The organism is Frankia sp. CeD (assembly GCF_000732115.1).
Lineage (GTDB): Bacteria > Actinomycetota > Actinomycetes > Frankiales > Frankiaceae > Frankia > Frankia casuarinae.
This window is the reverse complement of sequence record NZ_JPGU01000001.1, coordinates 364,809-387,327: the sequence shown is the minus strand read 5'-3', so window position 1 is coordinate 387,327 and position 22,519 is coordinate 364,809. Positions and strand designations below refer to the sequence as shown.

Sequence of the window (22,519 nt, the reverse complement as noted above, 5' to 3'; positions counted from 1 at the left end):
TGCCGCGGCCGGCCGCACGAACCGGTGGAACCCGGCGACAGGCACTGTCCGGTCATGCCGGGCGAAGCCTACCGTGATCGGGTATCTGCCGAGCCGTCACGGTGACTCCGTCCCGCTGTGACCTGGGACGATCCGATCTTGTCGGTGGCATCGGGTAGACACCTCTCATGGCAGCAGACGAGACGACCTCCGCGCTTCCGGGGGCTTCCGGCCCGGCGTCGCCGGTCGCGCATGCCCCGGATCGGGCGGAGGCCTGGCCGGGCCCGATGTTCCCGGCGGGCCTGGCGGACCCGGCGGAACCGGGGCCCGGTGGGCTGCGGGAGCGCGCGGAGGAGCTGCTGCGGGCGCTTGCCGGGCCGGCCGCGGCGCTGCGCGAGGACCAGTGGCAGGCCATCGACGCGCTCGTGACCCACCGGCGCCGGGTGCTGCTCGTCCAGCGCACCGGTTGGGGCAAGTCGGCGGTGTACTTCCTCGCCACGGCACTGCTCCGCGGCGCAGCGGGACGCGCTGCTCCGACGGTGATCGTCTCCCCGTTGCTCGCGCTCATCCGCAACCAGGCGGCGGCCGCGGCGAGGCTGGGCATCCGCGCCGGCGAGATTCACTCCGGCAACGTGACCGAGTGGGACGAGGTCTACGCGGCGTTGCGGTCGGGCGAGCTCGACGTGCTGCTCGTCGGGCCGGAGCGGCTGAACAATCCGACCTTCCGGGACGACTACCTGCCCGAGCTCGCCGCCACCACCGGGTTGCTCGTCATCGACGAGGCGCACTGCATCTCCGACTGGGGGCACGACTTCCGGCCCGACTACCGGCGGCTGCGCACTCTCGTCGCCGGGCTGCGTCCGCGGGTCCCGGTGCTGGCCACGACGGCCACCGCCAACACCCGCGTGGTCGAGGACGTCAGTGAGCAGCTCGGAACCTCCGCTCCCGCCGGCCCGGCGTCCGCCGGGACGTTGGTGCTACGCGGGAGTCTCGATCGGGAGAGCCTGCGGCTCGCGGTCGTGTCGCTGCCGCAGGCCGAGCACCGGTTCGGCTGGCTCGCCGACCATCTCGGCGAGCTGCCCGGATCGGGGATCGTCTACACGCTGACGAAGGCGGCGGCGGAGGAGCTGACCATCTTTCTGCGCGGTCAGGGTCATGCCGTCGCCACCTATCACGGTGGCATCGAGGCGGCCGAGCGCATCGTCGCCGAGGAGGATCTGCTCGCGAACCGGGTCAAGGCGCTGATCGCCACCAGCGCGCTCGGAATGGGCTTCGACAAGCCGGACCTCGGCTTCGTCGTCCACATCGGAGCTCCGTCGTCGCCGATCTCCTACTACCAGCAGATCGGCCGGGCCGGCCGGGCGCTCGACACGGCCGAGGTCGTGCTCCTCCCGGCGGCTGAGGACCGGGACATCTGGCGCTACTTCGCGGACACCTCTTTTCCGCCGGAGCACGTCGTCCGCCGGGTGCTCGGAGTGCTCGCGGGCGCCGACCGGCCGCTGTCGACCCAGGCGTTGCTCGCGTCCGTCGACCTCGGCCCCAGCCGACTCGACCAGATGCTGAAGGTTCTCGACACCGACGGGACGGTCCGGCGAGTCAGGGGCGGCTGGGTGAGTACCGGTGAGCCCTGGTTGTACGACGAGGAGCGTTACCGGCGTGTCGCCGCGGCGCGCTCTCGGGAGCAGCAGGCGATGCTCGACTACATCGTGACGACCGGCTGCCGGATGGAGTTCCTGCGCCGGCAGCTCGACGATCCCCACGCGGCGGCCTGCGGGCGGTGTGACCGGTGCACCGGTCGGTCGTGGTCGTCCGCGGTCTCGGAGTCCTCGCGGACGCGGGCCCGGGATGAGCTGCGCCGGGCGGGCGTCCCGGTCGAACCGCGGCGGATGTGGCCGACTGGGATGGGCCGGCTCGGGGTCGACCTGGCCGGGNGTATCCCGGCGTCGGCCGCTGCCGAGCCCGGGCGGGCGCTCGCCCGACTCAGCGATGTGGGCTGGGGCAACCGGCTGCGCCCGATGTTCACGTCTGCCACCCTCGCTGTGCCCGGCGCCGCTGTGCCCGGCGCCCTCGACGGCCCGCTTCCCGGCGATCTCGTCGAGGCGGTGGTCGCAACGCTCGCCGGTTGGGGATGGCAGCGGCGGCCGGTGGCCGTCGTGTCGATCGCGTCCCGCAGCCGGCCCCGGCTCATCGCGAGCCTCGCCGAGCGCATTTCCACCATCGGACGCCTGCCGCTGCTGGGGCAGCTCGACCGGGTCGCCGGCGGGCCGCACACCGGGCAGGTGCACAACAGCGCGCACCGGCTCGCCGGCCTGTGGGATGCGTTCACGGTCTCCCCGGCCCTTGCCGCCGCCCTGGGCGAGCTCGGCGGCCCGGTGCTGCTCGTCGATGATCGGATCGTCACCGGCTGGACGATGACGGTCGCCGCTCGCCTGCTCCGGCAGGCCGGAGCGCCGTCGGTGCTGCCGTTCGCGCTCGCGGTGGACACCGCATGACCGGCCGGGAGGAAGGCTCAGACGCGGCGGAACAACAGCGCCCGCTTGACTTCCTGGATGGCCTTGGTCACCTGGATGCCGCGTGGACAGGCGTCGGTGCAGTTGAAGGTGGTCCGGCAACGCCAGACCCCCTCGCGTTCGTTGAGGATCTCCAGGCGCTCGTCGGTACCGGAGTCACGGCTGTCGAAGATGAACCGGTGGGCCGCGACGATCGCCTGCGGGCCGAAGTAGTCGCCGTCGGTCCAGAACACCGGGCACGCGGTGGTGCACGCCGCGCACATGATGCACTTGGTCGTGTCGTCGAAGCGGGCCCGGTCCTCGGTGGACTGCAGCCGCTCGCGGGTCGGCTCGTGGTCGTCCGTGATCAGGTAGGGCTTCACTGCCCGGAACGCGTCGAAGAACGGTTCCATGTCGACGATGAGGTCCTTCTCTACCGGCAGACCTTTGATCGGTTCGATGGTGATCTCCGAGCCGAGGTCCTTCACCAGCACCTTGCAGGCGAGGCGGTTGGCGCCGTTGACCCGCATCGCATCCGAGCCGCACACCCCGTGCGCGCAGGACCGGCGGAAGGCGAGCGTCCCGTCGAGGTTCCACTTGACCCACATGATTGCGTCGAGCAGCCGGTCGCTCGGATCGAACGGCACCTGGTAGCTCTCCCAGTGCGCCTCGTCGACCGTCTCCGGGTCGTAGCGACGGATCTTGAGGGTGACTGTCATCAGTACTTGCGCTCCATCGGCTGGTAGCGGGTCATGACAACCGGCTTGTAGTCCAGGCGGATCTCCGCCTCCGGCGAGGCGGCCACCAGCGGCCCCGACCGGTAGGCCATCGTGTGGCGCATGAAGTTGACGTCGTCCCGGTTCGGGTAGTCCTCACGGGAGTGGCCGCCGCGGGACTCGTTGCGGGCCATCGCCCCGATGACCAGGACCTCGGCGAGGTCCAGCAGGAAGCCGAGCTCCACCGCTTCGAGCAGTTCGGTGTTGTAGCGACGCCCCCGGTCGGACACGCCCACCCGCTGGTAACGCGTCTTGAGGCCGGAGATGTCGCTCAGCGCCTGCTTGAGCGTCGCCTCCGTCCGGTACACCGAGGCGTTGACGTCCATCGACTCCTGCAGTTCGCGCCGGATCGCGGCCGCGTTCTCGGTTCCGGCGCCCGCGCGCAGGCGCCCGAGCAGGTCCTCGACGAACGACGCCGGGTTCTCCGGGAGGTCGACGTGCTGTGCGTTCGCGTTCNCATACTCGGCGGCGGCGATGCCAGCCCGCCGGCCGAATACGTTGATGTCGAGCAGCGAGTTGGTGCCCAGCCGGTTCGCGCCATGCACGGACACGCACGCCACCTCGCCGGCCGCGTACAGACCGGGCACGACCGTGTCGTTGTCCGCGAGCACCTGCGCGTCCACGTTGGTCGGGATGCCGCCCATCGCGTAGTGCGCCGTCGGCTGGATCGGGATCGGGTCGTTGTACGGTTCGATGCCGAGATAGGTCCGAGCGAACTCGGTGATGTCGGGCAGCTTTGCGTCGAGGTGCTCCGGCGGCAGGTGGGTGAGGTCAAGGTAGACGTGGTCGGCGTCCGGGCCGCAGCCGCGGCCGGCACGGATCTCGGTGTAGATGGCGCGAGCCACCATGTCGCGTGGCGCAAGGTCCTTGATGGTCGGGGCGTAGCGCTCCATGAAGCGTTCGCCGTCCTTGTTGCGTAGGATTCCGCCCTCGCCGCGGGCACCCTCGGTGAGGAGAATCCCCATCTTCCAGATGCCGGTCGGATGAAACTGGAAGAACTCCATGTCCTCCAGCGGGATGCCCCGCCGGAACGCCAGACCCATTCCGTCACCGGTCAGTGTGTGCGCGTTGGAGGTGACCTTGAAGNCCTTGCCNAAACCGCCGGTGGCGAACACCACCGACTTGGCCTGGAAGATGTGGATCTCTCCGGTCTTCAGCTCGTAGGCGACCACCCCGGCCGCCGCGCCCTTCTGTAGTAGCAGGTCGAGGACGTAGAACTCGTTGAAGAACTCGATGTCGTGCTTGACGCACTGCTGGTACAGCGTCTGCAGGATCATGTGCCCGGTGCGGTCCGCCGCGTAGCAGGAGCGGCGCACCGGGGCCTTGCCGTGGTCGCGGGTATGGCCGCCGAACCGGCGCTGGTCGATGCGACCCTCGGGCGTCCGGTTGAACGGCAGCCCCATCTTCTCCAGGTCGAGGACAGCGTCGATGGCCTCCTTCGCCATGATTTCCGCGGCGTCCTGGTCGACCAGGTAGTCACCGCCCTTGATCGTGTCGAAGGTGTGCCACTCCCAGTTGTCCTCCTCGACGTTGGCCAGGGCGGCACACATGCCGCCCTGCGCCGCGCCGGTGTGCGAGCGGGTGGGATAGAGCTTGGTGAGCACGGCGGTCCGGCAGCGGGNGCCCGCCTCGATGGCGGCACGCATGCCGGCTCCACCCGCACCGACGATGACTGCGTCGTACCTGTGGACCTGCACGCCTACCTCCATCCGTCCGATGCTGGGGTCACGGGATCACCNGCGCGTTCAGATGTCGGGATCGAAGGTGAAGATGACGAGGGTGCCGAGGGCGACGACCAGGAACGCCGAGGTATAGAGTAGCGTCTTCAGCCAGAACCGGGTCTGGGGCCGCCCGGCGTAGTCGTTGATGATCGTGCGCAGGCCGTTGGTGCCGTGCAGCTCCGCCAGGAGCAGCATCACCAGGTCCCAGGTGCGCCAGAACGGTGACGCCCAGCGGCCGGCGACGAATCCGAAGTTCACCCGCTGCACCCCGCCGTCGAGGATGTTCATGATGAACAGGTGGCCGAGCACCAGAAAGAACAACAGCAGGCCGCTGACCCGCATGAATACCCAGGCGTAGAGCTCGAAGTTGGTGCGCGCCTTGGCGCTGCCCGGCTTCCCCCGCCGGCGGGAGAGCCCGGGGGTGCGGGGCGCGACGAGTTCCGGCGCGCGCGGGCCCGCCGGGCCACCGGGGGGAGCGGTCGTCATCAGGTCGTGCTCCCGAACAGCGTCTCGAAGGTGTGCAGCAGCATGCGGGAGGCGGCCGCAACCAGCAGCACGACGAAGATGACGAGCTCGACGTACAGCATCTGCTTCTGGTATCTCGGGCCGGACTCCCAGAAGTCGATCAACATGATCCGGATGCCGTTGAGGGCGTGGTACAGCACCGCCGCGACCAGGCCGACCTCGAGCAGGTTGACGATCGGGCTCTTGTAGACCTCGATCACCTCGTTGTACGACGTGGGGGAGACCCGGACGAGAGCGGTGTCGAGCACGTGGGCGAAGAGGAAGAAGAAGACCAGGACACCGGTGATCCGGTGGGCCACCCAGGACCACATACCCTCTCGACCGCGGTACAGCGTGCCCGCTGGTGCCTTCGGCAATGAAAGCTCCTCCGGATCGGCCCAGCCGATGGGCCGGAAAGGTCATGTCTGGGGGCGCTCTGGCGACCCGACACATCGTCGAGACGATGGTGCATCTCACCCAGATGCTAGTGCCGGGCCTGGTGGAGGGCATGTTCGGGCCGGGCGCGTCCGGGTGAACTCGGCCACAGGCGGCACTGGGACGCCCCACCCCCGGTTCCGGCGCCGTCCGGTGCCGGCCCGCTCCCCGAGCCGTCCCTCGACCGGGTCGTCAGGGCACGAAGGTGGTGGTTCCGGTCGGCGCCGGTGCCGTCGTCGAAACGACGGGCGGCGTTGTGCCCCCTGGAGAGGCCGGCGCCGTCCGGCTCGGCGAGGGGGTGACCCTGGGGGGTGGTGTCTGGGTCGGCGGCGGGGAGGTCTGAACCTGGGTGCTCGGCTGGGGAGTCGGGGTGGGTGTCTCCGTCGTCGGCGTCGTCGTTGGGGTCGCGGACGACGACGGCCGGGGGCGGGGGGTATAGCGCGGGGAGTCCGGGGCGACTACCTCAGACGCGGCGGACCGTGAAGTCACGGCCGGGGGGGATGAAGCGATGGTCGCGATGGGCGGTGGCGTGGTCTGCTGCGCGGTGACATCGTTCGGCCCGGGGGTCGAGCCGCCGGAGGTCAGACCGACGGTCAGGGCGATGGCCGCGCCCATCACGAGCATGGCCGCTCCGGCCACGACCGCGATCGTCCGCTGCCGACGCCGCTGGGGGTCGCCCGGTCCGCGACCGTGTCCGTCGTGGCGGGCAGGCTCGGCGCGGCGCCGGGCCTCGCCGAGGGGCAACAGTCCGGCGGCGTGATTGTCGTCGTCGAACAGATCCAGGTCGGAGGTCGCCGACACGGGGGTGACCGCGCCGATGCGGGTCACGTCGTCGTCCACCGAAGGCCCCGCCACGCTGTTGAGCCCGATGCTGGTCGGCGCGTCGTGGTCGGGGTCGGGCCGCGTCCGGCCGGGCGGTGCTGCGCGGTTCTGCGGCGTGGTCCGATCCGGCGGGATCACGCGGTTCGATGGGCCGGCGCGGTCGGGTTCCCTACGACCGGTGCGCGACCCGGCAGCGCCCGCGGCCGCCACGGCGGCCCCGCCAAGGGGGTTGAGCAGGGGATCCACGGTGACGTCGCGGTCAGCGGGGACGGGCGGCGCGGCGGCGGACGCCGGGCGGTTCGCCGGGCCCGGGACAGCCCCCTGGTCTCCCACGGCCGCCGAAGCTGCCTCGCCCGCCTGGACTCCCGCGGTCCCGGCGACACCGCCGCTCGACCCCGACCGGGAATCCGCGGCCGGTCCGGCGCCTGCTGCCGGCTCGGCCGGGTCGTCGAGGTTCTCCAGGCCGACGTCGACGGAACTCGCGTCCGTCTCCTCGTCAGTCCGAGGACGGGCGTGCATGACCGAAGCCGGTACCGGATTCGCATTGCGCGCGATCGGGATCAGCCGCCGGCGGATCTCCGTCACGTCGGGCCGCTCCTCGGCCGGCCGGTCCATCAGGTCACTGAGCAGGTTGCGCAACGGACCGGCTAGCCGGAAGGCCCGCCGGCGGCCCTCCACCACGGCGGTCAGTACGGCGTAGGTCTCCGGGCCCTCGAACGGAGGCTGACCCTCGACGGCCGAGTACAGCGTCGCGCCGAGCCCCCACAGGTCGCTCGCGGGAGTACCGGAGGAGCCCCGGACCCGCTCGGGAGCGATGTAGGCCGGGGAACCGACCAGGGCCCCAGTGCCGGTCAGGGTCACGTCGCCCTCGGTCGCGGCGATGCCGAAGTCGGTGAGCCGCACCCGGCCGTCCCGCCCGAGCAGGACGTTCCCGGGCTTGACGTCGCGGTGGAGCACGCCCGCCGAATGAGCCGCGGCGAGCGCGTCGGTCAGCGCCAGCCCGATCGCGGCGACCTGGTCGAAAGGCAGCGGGCCCTGGTTGCGGATCACATCGCCGAGGCTGTCCGCGTCGACGAGTTCCATGATGATCCAGTGCCGCTGATGTTCCTCGACCACGTCGTACACCGAGACGATGGCGGGACTGTGCAGCCTGGCCAGGGCGCGGGCCTCGCGAAGAACCCGGGCCCGAATCGCGTCGCGCTCGTTCTGCGCGCCGGCCATCGGCACGAGGATCTCTTTGATGGCGACCGGACGCTGGAGTAGTTCGTCCTCACCGCGCCAGACGACNCCGGCTCCACCNCGCCCGATGGGCGTGTCGAGCCGGTAGCGTTGCGCTACGTAGCGAGGTGTGCCGTGCCGGGAGGTGTCCGGGGGCACGCTTGCCGATTTAGCCATCGTGTCAAGTCTGACAGATGGACTGATGCGCGCGCCGGACGGCCCGCATCTTTCCGAACACTACGGGCACCGCAAATCCATCGATGACCGACATCACGGACCGGGCCGGAAGGTGGCGAACAACTGGCGCATCAACGGTTGATCCTGCAGCCACAGATCCTCCCTGGTATGCCAGTACAGGGCATATCCGTGGCCGTTGCGAATCGCACCCCGGTTGAGCACATGCACCATGACCCCGTCCGACCCGCGGTACCCGAACTCCCAGTCGGCCTGGTTGGTGCCATCCCCACCATCGCTGGGAGCCAGCCGTATCTGCCGATAATCCCGCACGCTCTGCCGGAAGCCGGCCTCGTTGCGTTGCCAGTCGCCGATGGCAGAGGTGTTTGCCTGCCTGACGCTACCGACACGTAGGAAGGACCGGGTAGCCGGGTCCACGAAGTCGACGTTTCCGGGTCCGCCGGGCCCCTCGCGGCGCTGCCAGTCCGAGGGGTACGCCACGGACCAGCCGGCGGTGGGATCGACGTAGGACACCCAGCCAGGCGGGCCCGTAACCGGGGTGGTTTCCCGGGCGACGGGGTCCCTGGCCGCCGCCGGATCCGCCAGGGCCGACCCGCCGGCTCCGGTCGGCGACGAGATGCCGCCGGTCTGGTTGGCCGAGGTGTCGCGGCTCCTGTCGTCCGGGCCCCCTGTCACCACGATCACGATGCCAATGATCGCGGCGGCGACCAGCGCCACGAGCGTCGCCACGGCGATGGTCACGCGACGTCGATCCCCGGCGCCGGGGTCGCGTGGCGGATCTTCCGCCGGCCCGATTCCTGCCGGCTCGATTCCCGCCGGCCCGTCGGGCGCCGGCCGCAGCCGGGCGGTCGACGGCGGGGAGGCCGGTGCGGCAGTGGCGAAGAGATTAGCCAGTTCGACGTCGCCGCCGGTGAGACCGTTGCCGTGCCCTCGGCCGATGAGCCGGGCCCGGGCCGGGANTCCGCCCAGGGCACGCATCCGGTCGATCGAGTGCATGCGCTCCAACGGCCCGGTGGGACGGGACCGAGGTGTCCGCGACGGCGTGGCCTCCTGACGCGTCTCGGTGTCCTGACGCGTCTCGGTGTCCTGACGCGTCTCGGTGTCCTGACGCGTCTCGGTGTCCTGACGCGTCTCGGTGTCCTGACGCGTCTCGGTGTCCTGACGCGTCTCGGTGTCCTGACGCGTCTCGGTGTCCTGACGCGTCTCGGTGTCCGGCGTGGTCAGGGCGGCCACCGGTGCCGGGACGGCACTGATCCCGGAGACGGCACTGGTCTCCGACCGGACCTCGGTCTCCGGGAACCCGGTGACGTCGCCGGAGGGGACGGCTTCGGTGGCGGACTCGGCCGGTGTGGTCGGTATGGCCCGTGCGGCCGGGGAGGTGGTACGTGTCGATGAGCGGGGGCGAGTGGGCCGAGAAGGACGCGAGGGCCGGCGGACCGCATCTCGTTCGACTATCTCGCGCAGTCGCCTGCGTACGACGGTGAGCGGTGGTCGGCTCGCCTCGTGCGGGGCCATCAGGTCGTCGATCACCGGTATAAGCGGTCCGGCCAGCCGGAAGGGCTGGCGTCGTCCCTGAACCAGGGCGGCGAGCACCGAAATCGGGTCACCGCCGGTGAAGGGCGGGTAACCTTCGACGGTGGTGAACAGCGTGGCGCCCAGTCCCCACCGGTCACCCGCGGCGCTGCCGGCATCGCCACGGGCGCGTTCCGGCGGCAGGTAGGCGGGGGAGCCCATCACCATCCCGGTGCTGGTAAGCCGGGGATCCCCCTGGCTGACCGCGATGCCGAAGTCGGTCAGCCGGGCCCGGCCGTCCGCGGTCACCAGCACGTTGCTCGGCTTGACGTCGCGGTGCACCACGCCGAGCCGGTGCGCGGCCTCCAGGGCGTAGGCGAGGCTGATGCCGATCCGGCACGTCTCCTCGACCGGCAGCGGTCCGCGATCGTTGATGATTGTGGCGAGGGACCGGCCGTCAACGTATTCCATGATGATCCAGGGCAGCTCGCCATCGTCGATGACGTCGAGGACGGCGACGGCACCGGGATGATGCAGCCGACCGGCGGCGCGCGCCTCGCGCAGGACCCGCTCGCGGGTCAGGCCGCGTTCGTCCGCGTTCTCCCCGAGCGGCAGCCGTACTTCCTTGACTGCAACCACGCGCTGGAGCAGCTCGTCGGTGGCCCGGTGCACGACGCCGAATCCGCCGCGTCCGATGACCCCGTCGAGCCGGTACCGTCCCCCGACGAGGGTCACCGCCCTGGCCGAACCCGGATTGTCCGGGGACTCGCCTGCCATCCCGTCGTCCCTTCCGATCGCCGGTGGGGCCCGCGTCCATGGGATCACATCGTGGCCGGATCGTGGGGGGTCGGGCATGCTGGCGACAGCGACCGAACGGACCACGGACATGGGGTGGAGTGTGAACGACAAAGACTGGGAGCGGTTGCGGAACGCTGCTGTCCGTGTCGCACAGAGTGCCTACGCGCCCTACTCGGGTCTGCGGGTTGGTGCTGCCGCACTGGTCGTGGATCTGCCGGACGCCGCCGGACGTACCACCGGTGACGACCCGTGGATCGTCGTCGGCTGCAATGTCGAGAACGCGTCCTACGGCCTCGGGCTGTGCGCCGAATGCGGTCTCGTCTCGGCGCTGCACGCCAGAGGCGGTGGTCGGCTGCTGGCGTTCGCTTGCGTCGACTCCGACGGTGCGCCGTTGGCGCCCTGCGGACGGTGCCGTCAGCTGCTCTACGAGCACGGCGGGCCGGATCTGCTCGTCGCCATGGGCGACGGCGTGCGCACCATCGCGGACCTGCTCCCCGCAGCGTTCGGACCGCACGATCTGCCGGGTGTCGCGTGAGCGGAAGCTTCGACGTCGTCGATCTGATCCGGGCCAAGCGGGACGGTCGACCCGTCGATCCCCGGGCCGTCGACTGGCTCGTCGACGCCTACACCCGGGGTCTGGTTGCCGACGAGCAGATGTCGGCGTACCTGATGGCGGTGGTGTGGCGCGGGATGACTCCCGCCGAGCTGGACCGCTGGACCGCCGCAATGATCGACAGTGGGGAGCGCCTGGATCTGACCGGTGTGGGACGTCCCACCGTCGACAAACACTCCACCGGAGGGGTCGGCGACAAGGTCTCGCTCGTGCTGGTGCCGCTGGTCGCCGCCTGTGGGGCCGCGGTCCCACAGCTCGCCGGGCGGGGGCTCGGTCACACCGGTGGAACGCTGGACAAGATGGAGGCGATCCCCGGCTGGCGGGCGGATCTGTCGGCCGCCCGGATGCGTGAGCTCCTCGCCGAGGTGGGTGCGGTGATCGCCGCCGCGGGTGCCGGCCTCGCCCCGGCCGACCGCCGGCTCTACGCGCTGCGGGACGTCACCGGAACCGTCGAGTCGATCCCGCTCATCGCATCGTCGATCATGAGCAAGAAGATCGCCGAGGGCACGTCGGCGCTGGTCCTGGACGTCAAGGTCGGCTCCGGGGCCTTCATGACGTCGGTGGATGAGGCCCGTGAGCTCGCCCGGACGATGGTTCGGATCGGCGTTGCCGCCGGGGTCCGCACCGAGGCCCTGCTGACCGGGATGGACCATCCCCTCGGCCGGACCGCCGGGCATGCGCTGGAGGTGGCCGAGGCCGTGGAGACCCTCCGTGGTGGTGGGCCGGCGGATCTGGTGGAGGTCACCGTCGCGCTGGCCAGGGTGATGATCGACCTCGTCGCCGCCGAACTCGGCCACCGGTCCGGTGCTCTTCATGATCCCGCGCAGGTACTGGCTGCCGGGGACGCTTTTGCGGTGTGGCGGGCGATGGTCGCGGCCCAGGGCGGCGATCCGGACGCGCCGCTTCCGGCGGCGAGCCATGTCGAGACCGTCCCCGCGCCGGCGACCGGCCATCTCCACCGCCTGGACGCCCGAGCGGTCGGCCTGGCGGCCTGGCGGCTTGGCGCGGGCCGGGTCCGCAAGGAGGACGCGGTCTCCGCGACGGCGGGCGTGCGGTGGCGGGTGGGAATCGGTGACCCGGTCACGGCCGGCGAGCCGTTGCTGGAACTGCACACCGATGACCCGGCCAGCGTCGAGCGGGCCCGGGAGGCCCTGGCGGGAGCGGTGGAGGTCGCCGCGACGCCGCCCCCGAGCACACCGCTTGTCCTCGATCACATCAGCTGAACCGGTCCCGGCGGTCCGGGTCGTCATCGTGCCGTCGCTGTTCTGTCGTACCCGTGGCCTACCGTCGAGACGATGACGGAGGACATGATGACGAACGACGCACGGTCCCCGACGATCACGGTCGAGGATATCCGCCGGGTACCGAAGGTACTGCTTCATGATCATCTTGATGGCGGGCTCCGGCCGGCCACGGTGGTAGAGCTCGCCGACGAGACCGGTTACCGCGATCTGCCGACCACGGACGTCCACGCCCTGAGCACCTGGTTCCGTGGCGGCGCGCACAGCGGTTCGCTCGTCCGCTACCTGGAGACGTTCCGGCACACGGTGGGGGTGATGCAGACCCAGGATGCGATCATGCGGGTGGCGCGGGAGTGCGCGGAGGATCTCGCGGCCGACGGCGTCGTCTACGCCGAGGTACGGTTCGCACCCGAGCTGCACCTCGAGCGCGGGCTGTCCCTGGACGCGGTGGTCGAGGCCGTGCTTGACGGGTTCCGAGCCGGTTCGGCCGGCACACCGCTGCACCTTCGCGCCCTGCTCACCGCGATGCGCCATCAGGCCCGTTCGCTGGAGATCGCGCAGCTCGCGGTCCGGTGGCGCGATGCCGGCGTGGTCGGGTTCGACATCGCGGGCGCCGAGGCGGGTAATCCGCCCACCCGTCACCTGGATGCCTTCCAATACATCCAGCGGGCGAACGGCCACTTCACGATCCATGCGGGCGAGGCGTTCGGCCTGCCGTCGATCTGGGAGGCCGTGCAGTGGTGCAACGCCGATCGGCTGGGGCACGCAGTGCGCATCGTCGATGACATCACGGTCGATCCGGACGGTAAGGCGATCCTCGGTGATCTCGCGAACTACGTGCGCGACGTCCGGGTGCCGCTGGAGATGTGTCCCTCGTCGAACGTGCACACCGGAGCCGCGCCAAGCATCGAGCGGCACCCCATCGGGCTGCTTCGCCGGCTGCAGTTCCGGGTCACGGTCAACACGGACAACAGGCTGATGAGCGGCGTGTCGCTGTCGAGTGAGTTCGCGACCCTCGTGGACGTCAACGGCTACGGCTGGTCCGACATCCGCTGGCTTACCCTCAACGCGATGAAGTCCGCCTTCCTGCCCTTCGACCGGCGGCTCGATTTCATCAACGACGTCATCAAGCCGGGCTATGCGGAGCTCGTCTCCGCGGAGTCAGCCTGATGAGCGGTGGTCCGCTGAGCGGTGGTCCGCTGAGCGGCGGTCCGCCGGGCGCTGAACCCGATCTGCTCGGTAGCGGGATCTCCGGGTCCGGGACGTCCGGGCCGGTGAGGCCCGCCTCGGATGTCCCGGTGAGGCCCGCCTCGGATGTCCCGGTGAGGCCCGCCTCGGATGTCCCGGTGAGGCCCGCCTCGGATGTCGTGGTGGGAGCCGATGGTTGCCCGCGATGCCCGTGGGGTCTGTCCACGCCGGAGTACGTCGCCTACCACGACTACGAGTGGGGGCGTCCGGTCAGGGACACGGTCGGTCTGTTCGAGCGGCTGACCCTGGAGGCGTTCCAGTCCGGCCTGTCGTGGTTGACGATCCTGCGCAAGCGGTCGGCGTTCCGGGCGGCGTTCGCCGGATTCGACCCGGCAGCCGTGGCCGCGTTCGGTTCCGCGGATGTCGACCGGTTGCTCGCCGACGCCGGCATCGTCCGAAACCGTCGCAAGATCGAGGCGACGATCGTCAACGCCCGCGCCGTCCTTACGCTCGACCATCCTCTGGAGGAGCTGATCTGGTCGTTCCAGCCGGAGCCGACGGGGCGGGCGGCGCCGGCCACCCTCGCCGACGTGCCGGCGAAGACCCCCGAGTCGGTGGCGCTCGCCAAGGGGCTGCGCGCGGCCGGGTTCGTCTTCGTCGGTCCGACCACCGCCTATGCTCTGATGCAGGCCTGCGGGCTCGTTGATGATCATCTGTCTGGCTGCTGGGTGGCGGGGGGCGTGGGCTAGCCGTCAGATCTCGGCTGTGGCCGTCGGCGGCGGTTCAGTCCGTGGCCGTGAACCGGCCGGATGGGCTGGGTGGAGCTCCGGCGGATCATCCGGGGAAGCCGGTCACCTGGGAAAGCCGGCGAGCACATCCGCGGAGGCGGACAGCCCGAGCCGGGTCGCGCCGGCCTCGATCATCTCGATCGCCTTCTCGGTGGTGCGGATGCCGCCCGAGGCTTTGATGCCGAGCCGGCCACCCACGGCCGCCGCCATCGCCCGCACTGCGCGCACGCTGGCCCCGCCGGCCGGGTGGAAACCGGTGGAGGTCTTGACGAACTCGGCGCCGCCGGCCTCCGCTGCCCGGCAGGCGGCGCCGATGCTCTCGTCCGGCAGCAGGGCCGTCTCCAGGATGACCTTGAGCACGACGTCCGGCGGCACCGACAGCCGGACCTCGGTGATTTCGGTCTCGATCGCTCGCCAGTTCTCGTCCATCGCGTTGGCGATGTCGATGACCATGTCGATCTCCGTGGCGCCGTCCGCGACCGCCCGCCGCGCCTCCTCGGCCTTGATGACGGTCAGGTGCGTGCCGTGCGGAAAGCCGATGACAGAGGCGACGCCGAAGGCCGGCCTGACCTCACCGCGGTCCCGTCGGGTACTCGCGGCGGCCAGGTAGACATGGGTCGGCGCCACACAGACGGCACCGACACCCAGCTTGGCAGCCTCCCCGCACAGCGCGAGTATCTCCTCGCCGGTGGCGGACGGCTGTAGCAGTGTGTGGTCGACCATCCGGGCCACCTCGGCGCGCCGCAGGGTGGGGCGAGCGCCGGCGGCCGGTCGGGAGGGGGACTTCTCGGGTTCCTCGCCGGGACGGTCCGATCCTGCCGGAGCCGTTGTCATACGTTGCATCATTGCCGATCGCCCGGCTTCGCGTACGAGGAGTCCTTCCGTGCAGCTGCACATCGTCGACCATCCCCTCGCGGCCTCGTCGCTGACCGTCCTGCGGGACGAGCGCACGCCCCGGTCCCGGTTCCGGCCCGTCCTGTACGACCTGGCGATGATGCTCGTGTACGAGGCGACCCGTACGCTGCCGACGATGCCGGTCGCCGTCACGACTCCGCTGGCCACGACCTCCGGGGTGCGGCTGGCCGCGGAGCCGGTCGTCGTCCCGGTGCTGCGGGCCGGGCTCGGCATGCTGCCGGCGGCGCTCAACCTGCTTCCCGACGCCCACACCGCGTTCATCGGGCTCTCCCGCGACGAGACGACCTTCGAACCCACGGTCTACCTGGAGGCGGTGCCCAGCGATCTGGCCGGCCGCCCGGTGCTGCTGCTCGACCCGATGCTCGCCACCGGCGGTTCGGCCCTGCACTGTCTGCGGCTGCTCGCCGACCGCGGGGCGCGGGGCGTCACCGTGGTCTCCGTGGTGGCAGCACCGGAGGGCCTTGCGGCGCTGGAATCCGGTGGCCCTGCGGTCGGCACGGCGGACCTGACCGTTGTGACCGCCGTGGTCGACGAGAGATTGAACGAGACGGCCTATATTGTGCCCGGGCTCGGCGACGCGGGTGATCGGATCTTCGGCGAGATGTGATCTCCGTCGCGTCCGTCGAGCAGATTGCCCGCGGCCGTATGCAGGTGGAGCAGGCGTGCCGCGGCCTGGTCCCGAGCCGCGGGCACCGCGTCAACGGCATGCCCCGGCACCGGCTCCACGGTCTCGAGGTACACCNTCAGTTTGGGTTCGGTCCCGCTCGGGCGGAAGATCACCCGGTCCTCGTCGAGGAACAGCATGAGCACGTCGGCGGGTGGCAGAACCGGATGCGCCGCGTCGGCGCGGTCCACGGGGCGTGCGGGTCGAGGGGGAATGCCTCCCGCCGGTGCGTCCCCGTCCCGCGGACCGGCCAGCAGGTCACGGACCGCGGTGACGGGACGCCCGGCGAGGCTGGTCGGCGGCTGGGCCCGCAGGCGGTGCATCGTCTCGTCGATCTGGGTGACGTCGTCGAAGCGCGCCGAGCGTTGCCCCGTGAGATGGACACCGAGTCGTGCGGACAACTCGTCGAGCAGGTCTGGCAAGGTCCGGCCTCGTTGCTTCGCCCGCGCGGCGACCAGGGCGATGGCGAGGGCGGCGGTGATGCCGTCCTTGTCGCGGACCAGCTCCGGGGCGACGGCGTAGCCGAGTGCCTCCTCGTAGCCGAAGACCAGCCGCGCGTCCGCACGCATGATCCACTTGAATCCGGTCAGCGTCTCGGCGTAAGGAACGCCGACCTCGGCGGCCAGCGCACGCAGACCGGAGGAGCTGACGATGGTGGTCGCCACCGGACCGGGGCAGGAGTGCAGGACATGATCGGCGAGAAGCAGACCGACCTCGTCGCCGCTGAGTACCCGCCCTCCGACGGCGACGGCGCACCGGTCGGCGTCGGGATCGTTGGCGAGTACCAGATCGGCGTCGATGCGCTCGCCGAGCGCCAGAACCCGGTCCATCGCCCCCGCCTCCTCGGGGTTCGGCCACTGGACTGTCGGAAACTCCGGATCGGGTTCGGCCTGCTCGTGGACGACCCTGGGTGCGGCGAGACCCGCGGCGGTGAACACGGCGCCGAGAACGCCTGCGCCGACACCGTGCAACGGGGTGTACGCAACGGTCAGGGCCGTCGGGTCTGTGGTCACGTCTGTGCGTAGGTCGGTGGCTGTGGCTGTGGCTGTGGCTGTGGCGGTGGCTGCCCNGCCNGCCNTGGNCGCCGCGTGTATGTAGTCGTCGACGACATCCGCATCGAGCCTCCGCCAGGTCTCGGCGAGTGGGATCGCCCGGGCGGGGCCGGCAGCCGCGATCATTCCTTCGATCTCACGGTCCGCCGGAGCCACGAGCTGCGCTCCCCTCGCGGCGTCAGAGGAAGCATCACCCAGGTAGACCTTGTAGCCGTTGTCGGTGGCCGGATTGTGGCTGGCCGTGACCATCACGCCGGCGTCCGCGCCCAGCCTGCGCACGGCGAAGGCCAGCACCGGAGTGGGTAGCGGCCCGGGGAGTACCAGCGCCCGCAATCCGGCACCGGCGAACACCCGGGCGCTGTCGAGGGCGAACGCCTCGCTGCGATGCCGGGCGTCGTAGCCGACGACGACGGTCGCCGTCGAGGAATTCGGGGCCGCGGCCGAGCCCGGTGCGGCGTTCATGGAGCTCCCGGCCGTGGCCGGATCCGGCTTCGGTGCCGCCGGTGCTGGTGGTGCCGGTGCTGGTGGTGCCCTGCTCGTGAGCCAGGTGGCGAGTCCGGCGGCGGCGCGGCGCACCACGGCAGTGTTCATGCCGGCTGGACCGGCGCGCAGTGGCCCGCGCAACCCGGCTGTGCCGAACCGCAGCGGTCCGTGGAAACGTGTGGTCAGTTCCGCGAGCAGCGTGGCATCGTGACCCGCGCCGTCGCGCAGCCGGGCCAGTTCGGCCCGGTCGGCGGGATCCGGATCATCGTTCAGCCAGGCCTCGACCTGCTCGGCGAGCGGGCTGGGCAGGGACGTCGGGCTGGGCAGGGACGTCGGGCTGGGCAGGGACGTCGGGCTGGGCAGGGACGTCGGGCCGGGCAGGGACGTCGGGCCGGGTCGGGACGCGGATGGCATCGCGATTCCGCCGCGGTCCTACAGCCGGGTGACGATGTCGGCGAGCAGGATACCCAGGCGTTCCGCGGCGGCGGCTCCCGCGGTCAGCACCTCGAGATGATCCAGCGGCTTGCCGCTCATCCCCGCCGCGAGGTTGGTGACCAGGGACAGGGCCAGCACCTCCGCTCCGGCGGCCCGCGCCGCGATCGTCTCGTGCACGGTCGACATGCCGACCAGGTCGGCTCCCAGGAGCCGCAGCATGCGGATCTCCGCGGGTGTCTCGAAGTGCGGACCGGGCAGTCCCGCATACACCCCTTCGGTCAGGGTGGGATCGACCTCGCGGGCAAGCGTCCGTAGCCGGGGGGAATAGGCGTCGGTCAGGTCGGTGAACGCCGGGCCGACCAGGGGCGAGCGGCCGGTCAGGTTCAGATGGTCAGCGACGAGGACGGGCTGGCCGACGTACATGTCCGCGCGCAGACCGCCGGCGGCGTTCGTCAGTATGACGGTCGACGCGCCGGCCGCACAGGCCAGGCGGACCGCGTGGACCACCCGGGACAGGTCATGGCCCTCGTACGGATGCACGCGACCCAGATAGATCAACAGGCGACGGTCGCCGAGCTGGACGGAGCGTGCGGTCGGCTTGTGCCCGGGAACGTCGGTGTTGGAGGGGAAGCCGCCGAGTTGGGTAAACGTGACCTCGGTGACGTCGGTCGCCTGCCGGGACAGTACATCGGCGGCCGGGGGCCAGCCCGATCCCAGCACAATCGCGATGTCGTGCCGGTCGGCTCCGGTCAGCTCGGCCAGGGTGGCGGCCGAGGCCGCCGCATTCGGTTCGTCCGCCTGTGCCCTCACCCGGCGACTGTACGGGGTGTGTGGAGGACACTGACGCCCGTGCCCCTGATACCGTCCCACCGTCGTCTCCCGGCAGTGCCCCTGGAGTCCGGCGAGTTCACCGAGGTCGTGCTGCGCGGTCGGCTCACCGACCCGAGCGGACCCGGACGGTTCACNGCGAAGGTCGAATCCTTCGTCGGACACCGGTTCGGGGCCTCGCGCTGGATCGTGCTGACCGATCGGCGGCTGCTGGTCCTCGCCCCCTTCCCGCGGGAGGGCGACTGGTTCGACGTCGTCTTCGACCGTCGTGAGGTGACGGCGTCCCGAGGCGTCAAGCACGGAGATGTGATCACCGTCGAGCTCACCACTCCCCGCGGCCGTCAGGTTCTGCGCATCCCGGCCCGGCTACGCGGGGAGGCGAGCCGTTTCATCCGCGCGCTGCGCTAACAGTGAACGATCTCGCCGTGCGGCCTGTGCGGCCTGTGTGGCCCGTGCGGCCGCCGGGAGCGGCGGTCTCGCGGTTACCGGCCGATAGGGTCAGGACTGGATCCCGCGACGGGCGCGGTGACATCGCCACACATCTGGCGAGAAAAGTACCCGGCGGGCCGGACCAGACTGCGATGGGAACAACGGATCGATGACTACGACCCAGTCGACCACCGGCGAGCTACCGATCCCGGTGGCGGGGGCCGCCACCTCGGGCGGGCGGCAGCGCACGGCCATGCGCACACATATGTGCGGTGATCTGCGATCGGATCACGTTGACCAGACCGTGACGGTGTGTGGCTGGGTGGCGCATCGCCGTCAGCATGGCCAGTCGCTGACCTTCGTCGACCTGCGTGACCATTCCGGGATCATTCAGGCGGTCGTCGACGGCTCGGTCGACGTCCGGACCGAGTACGTATTGCGGATCACCGGTACCGTCGCCGTCCGCCCGGAGGGGACCGCGAACCCCGCCCTGGCCACGGGCGAGGTCGAACTACGCGACTGCGAGGTGCAGGTGCTCTCGGTCGCGACACCGCCGCCGTTCCCGCTGGACGATCGAGCCGACTCCGTCGATGAGGCCACTCGTCTCGCCTACCGCTATCTCGATCTGCGCCGTGACCGGATGCAGCGCAACCTGCGGATCCGCTCGGCGGTTCTTGCGGCGATGCGCTCGGCGCTTGCCCCGCTGGACTTCGTCGAGGTCGAGACGCCGCTGCTGATGCCCTCGACCCCGGAGGGAGCACGGGAGTTCATCGTTCCGTCGCGCCAGTTCCCAGGCAGTTTTTACGCCCTCCCGCAGTCACCCCAGCTTTTCAAGCAGCTGCTCATGGTGGGTGGGACGGATCGCTATTTCCAGTTCGCCCGGTGCCTGCGCGACGAGGACCTACGGGCCGACCGGCAGTACGAGTTCACCCAGCTCGACCTCGAGATGAGCTTCGTGGACCAGGACGACGTGCTCGACGTGACGTCGGCGGCGGTTTTGGCCGCGGCCCGGGCGGTGACCGGCGGCCCCGTGCCGCCGATCGAGCGGATGTCCTGGCACGAGGCGATGAACCGCTTCGGGGTCGACAAGCCGGACCTGCGGTTCGGCATGGAACTCGTAGAGCTGACCGCGGTCTTCGCGGGTAGCGGTTTCAAGGCGTTCGCCGGGGCCGAGGCCGTCAAGGGAATCCGCGTACCCGGCGGATCGGCCTCGCACAACCGGCGCAAGCTCGACGATCTCACCGCGCGGGCGAAGGGACTGGGCGCGAAGGGCCTGGTCTGGATGCGGGTCGGTCCCGGCGGTGAACTGGAGTCCCCGGTGGCGAAGTTTCTCTCCGCCGAGGAACTCGCCGGCATCGTCGCGGCAACCGCGGCGGTGGCGGGAGACCTTCTTCTCCTGGTCGCCGACGAGTGGGCGACCACCTGCGAGGTACTCNGCCAGCTTCGCAACGATCTGGGCCGCCCACCGGCCGGCGAAGGTCCGTTGCGGTTCGTGTGGGTCGTCGACTTCCCGCTGTTCGNCGGGGTGGACCCTGGCACCGGACGGCCGAAGCCGGGGCATCACCCCTTCACCCGTCCGCACCCCGACGATGTGGACAAGCTGGAGACCGATCCGCTCGCGGTGCGTAGCCGGGCGTACGATCTGGTGCTCAACGGCTGGGAACTCGGATCCGGTTCGATCCGGATCCATGAGAGCGGTCTCCAGCAGCGCATCTTCGGGATCCTCGGAATCTCGCCGGCGGAGGCGAAGGCTCGATTCGGCTTCTTCCTCACCCCTTTTGGCTACGGGGCACCACCGCACGGCGGATTCGCGGTGGGGATCGACCGGTTGGTGGCGATCCTCGCCGGTGAGGAGAACATCCGGGAGGTCATCGCCTTTCCCAAGACCCAGTCGGGACTCGACCCGTTGACGGGCGCCCCGACGCCCGTGACCGATCGTCAGCTGCGTGAGCTGGGGGTGCGGGTGGTCACGGCACCGGCACCGGCACCGGCACCGGGACAGGGGCAGGGCCCGGTAGCCGTCTGAGTGCGTCGGGCCTGGCCGATGAGCGGTGCGGTGGTCGGGGCCGGGCATTGCCGCGACCAGGCCTTTGGCCAGCTTCCCCGGTGGGGTGGTGGGGTAGGAACGGGCCGAATGGGGTAGTCNCCTTCTGCTGCCCGTGAGCCGAGCCGGTGGGTGACGGCTGTCTGGTGCTGTTACCGACCCCGAGCTGTTACCGACCCCGAGACCCGACCCCAGGAGGCCAGGTGCAGATCCCTTTCTCGTCGTCGTCGAGCACCAGTCTCGGCATCGAATGGGAGCTGCAGCTCGTCGACCAGCAATCGCGCGAACTTCGCGGCGAGGCCAGCGGGATTCTTCACGAGCTGCGGGCGAAGGTCGGGGAGTGCGAGGCGGCCAAGGCCAAGCACGAGCTGTTCGAGTCGACCATCGAGGTCATCACCGGGGTCTGCGACTCGGTGGAGGAAGCGACCGCGGACCTGTCTGGAACCGTCTCGCTGCTGCGCGATCTGGCGGAACGGCGCGGGATCGGGCTGATGTGCAGCGGCACGCACCCAGCCAGTGACTATATGGGACAGCGCATCACCGAGGATCATCGCTATTTCCGGTTGGTCAGCCAGATGCAGTGGTTGGCCCGGCGGCTGCTCATCTTCGGCGTCCACGTACATGTCGGAGTGCGGTCTGCGGACAAGGCCATGCCGATCGTGAACGCTCTGATGGCCTATGTCCCACATTTTCTCGCCTTGTCGGCGTCGTCGCCCTACTGGCTGGGCGGAGACACCGGGCTGGCCTCATCGCGATCACAGGTCTTCGCGAGCCTGCCCACCGCGGGGCTGCCGTACCCGTTGGAGGACTGGCCGGGTTTCGAGTCGTTCATGGAGACACTGATTGTCTCCGGCACCATCGAGACGATCCGCGAGGTCTGGTGGGACATCCGTCCACATCCCAACTTCGGCACCGTGGAACTGCGGGTCTGCGATGGTCTGCCGTCCCTGATGGAGGTGGGGGCGGTTGCGGCTCTCGCGCAGTGCCTGGTTGACCGCATGAACACCCAGATCGATCGTGGGTATCGTCTCCCGACCCCGCAACGATGGCTCGTGCAGGAGAACAAGTGGCGGGCGGCCCGGNACGGTCTGGACGCGCAGATCATCGTCGATGGTCGGGGCGGNATCCGGCCGGNCCGGGATGACATCACCGATCTCGTGGAGGATCTGCTTCCGGTCGCCCACCGTCTCGGTTGTTCATCCGAGCNCTCCGACACGCTGACCATCCTGCGGACGGGCGCGAGCTATATCCGGCAGCGGGACGCCGCCCGGCGGGCCGGTGGAGATCTCACCCGGGTCGTCGATACCCTTCTCGAAGAGATGAACACCGGCCGTCCGGTAGTCGACGGCTAGACACGCCGGCGAATACCCCGAACCGCCTGCGTTCAGGG

The 22,519-nt window shown here is 70.4% G+C and carries 18 protein-coding genes; 9 read left to right on the top strand and 9 right to left on the bottom strand.

Features of this window, described 5'->3' with window-relative positions; translation table 11 throughout:
- Nucleotides 1-266 precede the first annotated feature (266 nt).
- Complete coding sequence (locus CED_RS01485; protein ID WP_035908369.1) at nt 267-2,471, top strand: RecQ family ATP-dependent DNA helicase; 2,205 nt, start codon at nt 267-269, stop codon at nt 2,469-2,471.
- 17 nt (nt 2,472-2,488) lie between these two features.
- Here the strand turns inward: CED_RS01485 and CED_RS01480 are convergent, their stop codons facing one another.
- From CED_RS01480 to CED_RS01455, 6 genes are all read right to left on the bottom strand, one after another.
- The gene (locus CED_RS01480; RefSeq protein ID WP_011435131.1) at nt 2,489-3,187 is read right to left on the bottom strand and encodes a succinate dehydrogenase iron-sulfur subunit; all 699 of its coding nucleotides are present in this window, start codon (nt 3,185-3,187) and stop codon (nt 2,489-2,491) included.
- Complete coding sequence (sdhA, locus tag CED_RS01475; RefSeq protein ID WP_035908367.1) at nt 3,187-4,941, bottom strand: succinate dehydrogenase flavoprotein subunit; 1,755 nt, start codon at nt 4,939-4,941, stop codon at nt 3,187-3,189. Before sdhA ends, CED_RS01480 begins: the two co-directional genes overlap by 1 nt.
- Nucleotides 4,942-4,989: 48 nt before the next feature.
- A complete protein-coding gene (locus CED_RS01470) occupies nt 4,990-5,451 on the bottom strand; it encodes a succinate dehydrogenase hydrophobic membrane anchor subunit (protein WP_011435133.1) in 462 nt (153 codons plus the stop codon).
- Nucleotides 5,451-5,846: a succinate dehydrogenase, cytochrome b556 subunit gene (sdhC, locus tag CED_RS01465; protein WP_011435134.1), complete on the bottom strand. Its 396-nt coding sequence runs from the start codon at nt 5,844-5,846 to the stop codon at nt 5,451-5,453. The genes CED_RS01470 and sdhC overlap by 1 nt, the downstream gene beginning before the upstream one ends.
- A gap of 250 nt (nt 5,847-6,096) precedes the next feature.
- A complete protein-coding gene (locus CED_RS01460) occupies nt 6,097-8,121 on the bottom strand; it encodes a serine/threonine-protein kinase (RefSeq protein WP_011435135.1) in 2,025 nt (674 codons plus the stop codon).
- 93 nt (nt 8,122-8,214) lie between these two features.
- Nucleotides 8,215-10,428 (bottom strand): serine/threonine-protein kinase, encoded by a 2,214-nt coding sequence (locus CED_RS01455; RefSeq protein WP_035908363.1) that lies wholly within the window; start codon nt 10,426-10,428, stop codon nt 8,215-8,217.
- Between the two features lie 76 nt (nt 10,429-10,504).
- Here CED_RS01455 and CED_RS01450 point away from each other — a divergent pair, with 76 nt between their 5' ends.
- From CED_RS01450 to CED_RS01435, 4 genes are all read left to right on the top strand, one after another.
- Nucleotides 10,505-10,984, top strand: a complete 480-nt coding sequence (locus CED_RS01450; RefSeq protein WP_011435137.1) for a cytidine deaminase — start codon at nt 10,505-10,507, stop codon at nt 10,982-10,984.
- Nucleotides 10,981-12,285 carry a thymidine phosphorylase gene (locus CED_RS01445; RefSeq protein ID WP_011435138.1) on the top strand — a complete coding sequence of 435 codons (1,305 nt, stop codon included), beginning with the start codon at nt 10,981-10,983 and terminating at the stop codon, nt 12,283-12,285. Before CED_RS01450 ends, CED_RS01445 begins: the two co-directional genes overlap by 4 nt.
- Before the next feature lie 87 nt (nt 12,286-12,372).
- Nucleotides 12,373-13,473: an adenosine deaminase gene (locus tag CED_RS01440; RefSeq protein ID WP_011435139.1), complete on the top strand. Its 1,101-nt coding sequence runs from the start codon at nt 12,373-12,375 to the stop codon at nt 13,471-13,473.
- Nucleotides 13,474-13,670: 197 nt separating this feature from the next.
- Complete coding sequence (locus CED_RS01435; RefSeq protein ID WP_083503379.1) at nt 13,671-14,240, top strand: DNA-3-methyladenine glycosylase I; 570 nt, start codon at nt 13,671-13,673, stop codon at nt 14,238-14,240.
- Nucleotides 14,241-14,342: 102 nt separating this feature from the next.
- Here the strand turns inward: CED_RS01435 and deoC are convergent, their stop codons facing one another.
- Complete coding sequence (gene deoC / locus CED_RS01430; protein WP_108913196.1) at nt 14,343-15,122, bottom strand: deoxyribose-phosphate aldolase; 780 nt, start codon at nt 15,120-15,122, stop codon at nt 14,343-14,345.
- A gap of 40 nt (nt 15,123-15,162) precedes the next feature.
- Between deoC and upp the strand changes: the two genes are divergently transcribed.
- Nucleotides 15,163-15,801, top strand: coding sequence for a uracil phosphoribosyltransferase (gene upp / locus CED_RS01425; protein ID WP_011435142.1), 639 nt, complete (start codon nt 15,163-15,165; stop codon nt 15,799-15,801).
- On the opposite strand, the gene CED_RS01420 is transcribed toward upp, so the two are convergent.
- Nucleotides 15,747-17,807, bottom strand: coding sequence for a phospho-sugar mutase (locus CED_RS01420; RefSeq protein WP_035908233.1), 2,061 nt, complete (start codon nt 17,805-17,807; stop codon nt 15,747-15,749). The two genes, upp and CED_RS01420, sit on opposite strands and share 55 nt — an antisense overlap.
- Nucleotides 17,808-17,825: 18 nt before the next feature.
- Nucleotides 17,826-18,638 (bottom strand): purine-nucleoside phosphorylase, encoded by an 813-nt coding sequence (locus tag CED_RS01415; RefSeq protein ID WP_023839882.1) that lies wholly within the window; start codon nt 18,636-18,638, stop codon nt 17,826-17,828.
- A gap of 39 nt (nt 18,639-18,677) precedes the next feature.
- On the opposite strand from CED_RS01415, the gene CED_RS01410 reads away from it, so the two are divergent.
- From CED_RS01410 to CED_RS01400, 3 genes are all read left to right on the top strand, one after another.
- Nucleotides 18,678-19,064: a hypothetical protein gene (locus CED_RS01410; protein ID WP_023839883.1), complete on the top strand. Its 387-nt coding sequence runs from the start codon at nt 18,678-18,680 to the stop codon at nt 19,062-19,064.
- Nucleotides 19,065-19,254: 190 nt separating this feature from the next.
- Nucleotides 19,255-21,111 carry an aspartate--tRNA ligase gene (gene aspS / locus CED_RS01405; protein WP_051868617.1) on the top strand — a complete coding sequence of 619 codons (1,857 nt, stop codon included), beginning with the start codon at nt 19,255-19,257 and terminating at the stop codon, nt 21,109-21,111.
- A 221-nt stretch (nt 21,112-21,332) separates the two neighbouring features.
- Nucleotides 21,333-22,481: a glutamate--cysteine ligase gene (locus CED_RS01400; protein WP_035908232.1), complete on the top strand. Its 1,149-nt coding sequence runs from the start codon at nt 21,333-21,335 to the stop codon at nt 22,479-22,481.
- Nucleotides 22,482-22,519: the final 38 nt, after the last annotated feature.

Bases quoted from the DNA above. Each gene is read 5' to 3' on its own strand.
- deoC (WP_108913196.1), bottom strand. From the start codon at position 15,122: ATGCAACGTATGACAACGGCTCCGGCAGGATCGGACCGTCCCGGCGAG.
- CED_RS01450 (WP_011435137.1), top strand. From the start codon at position 10,505: ATGCTGGCGACAGCGACCGAACGGACCACGGACATGGGGTGGAGTGTG.
- CED_RS01470 (WP_011435133.1), bottom strand. From the start codon at position 5,451: ATGACGACCGCTCCCCCCGGTGGCCCGGCGGGCCCGCGCGCGCCGGAA.
- CED_RS01480 (WP_011435131.1), bottom strand. From the start codon at position 3,187: ATGACAGTCACCCTCAAGATCCGTCGCTACGACCCGGAGACGGTCGAC.
- CED_RS01440 (WP_011435139.1), top strand. From the start codon at position 12,373: ATGACGAACGACGCACGGTCCCCGACGATCACGGTCGAGGATATCCGC.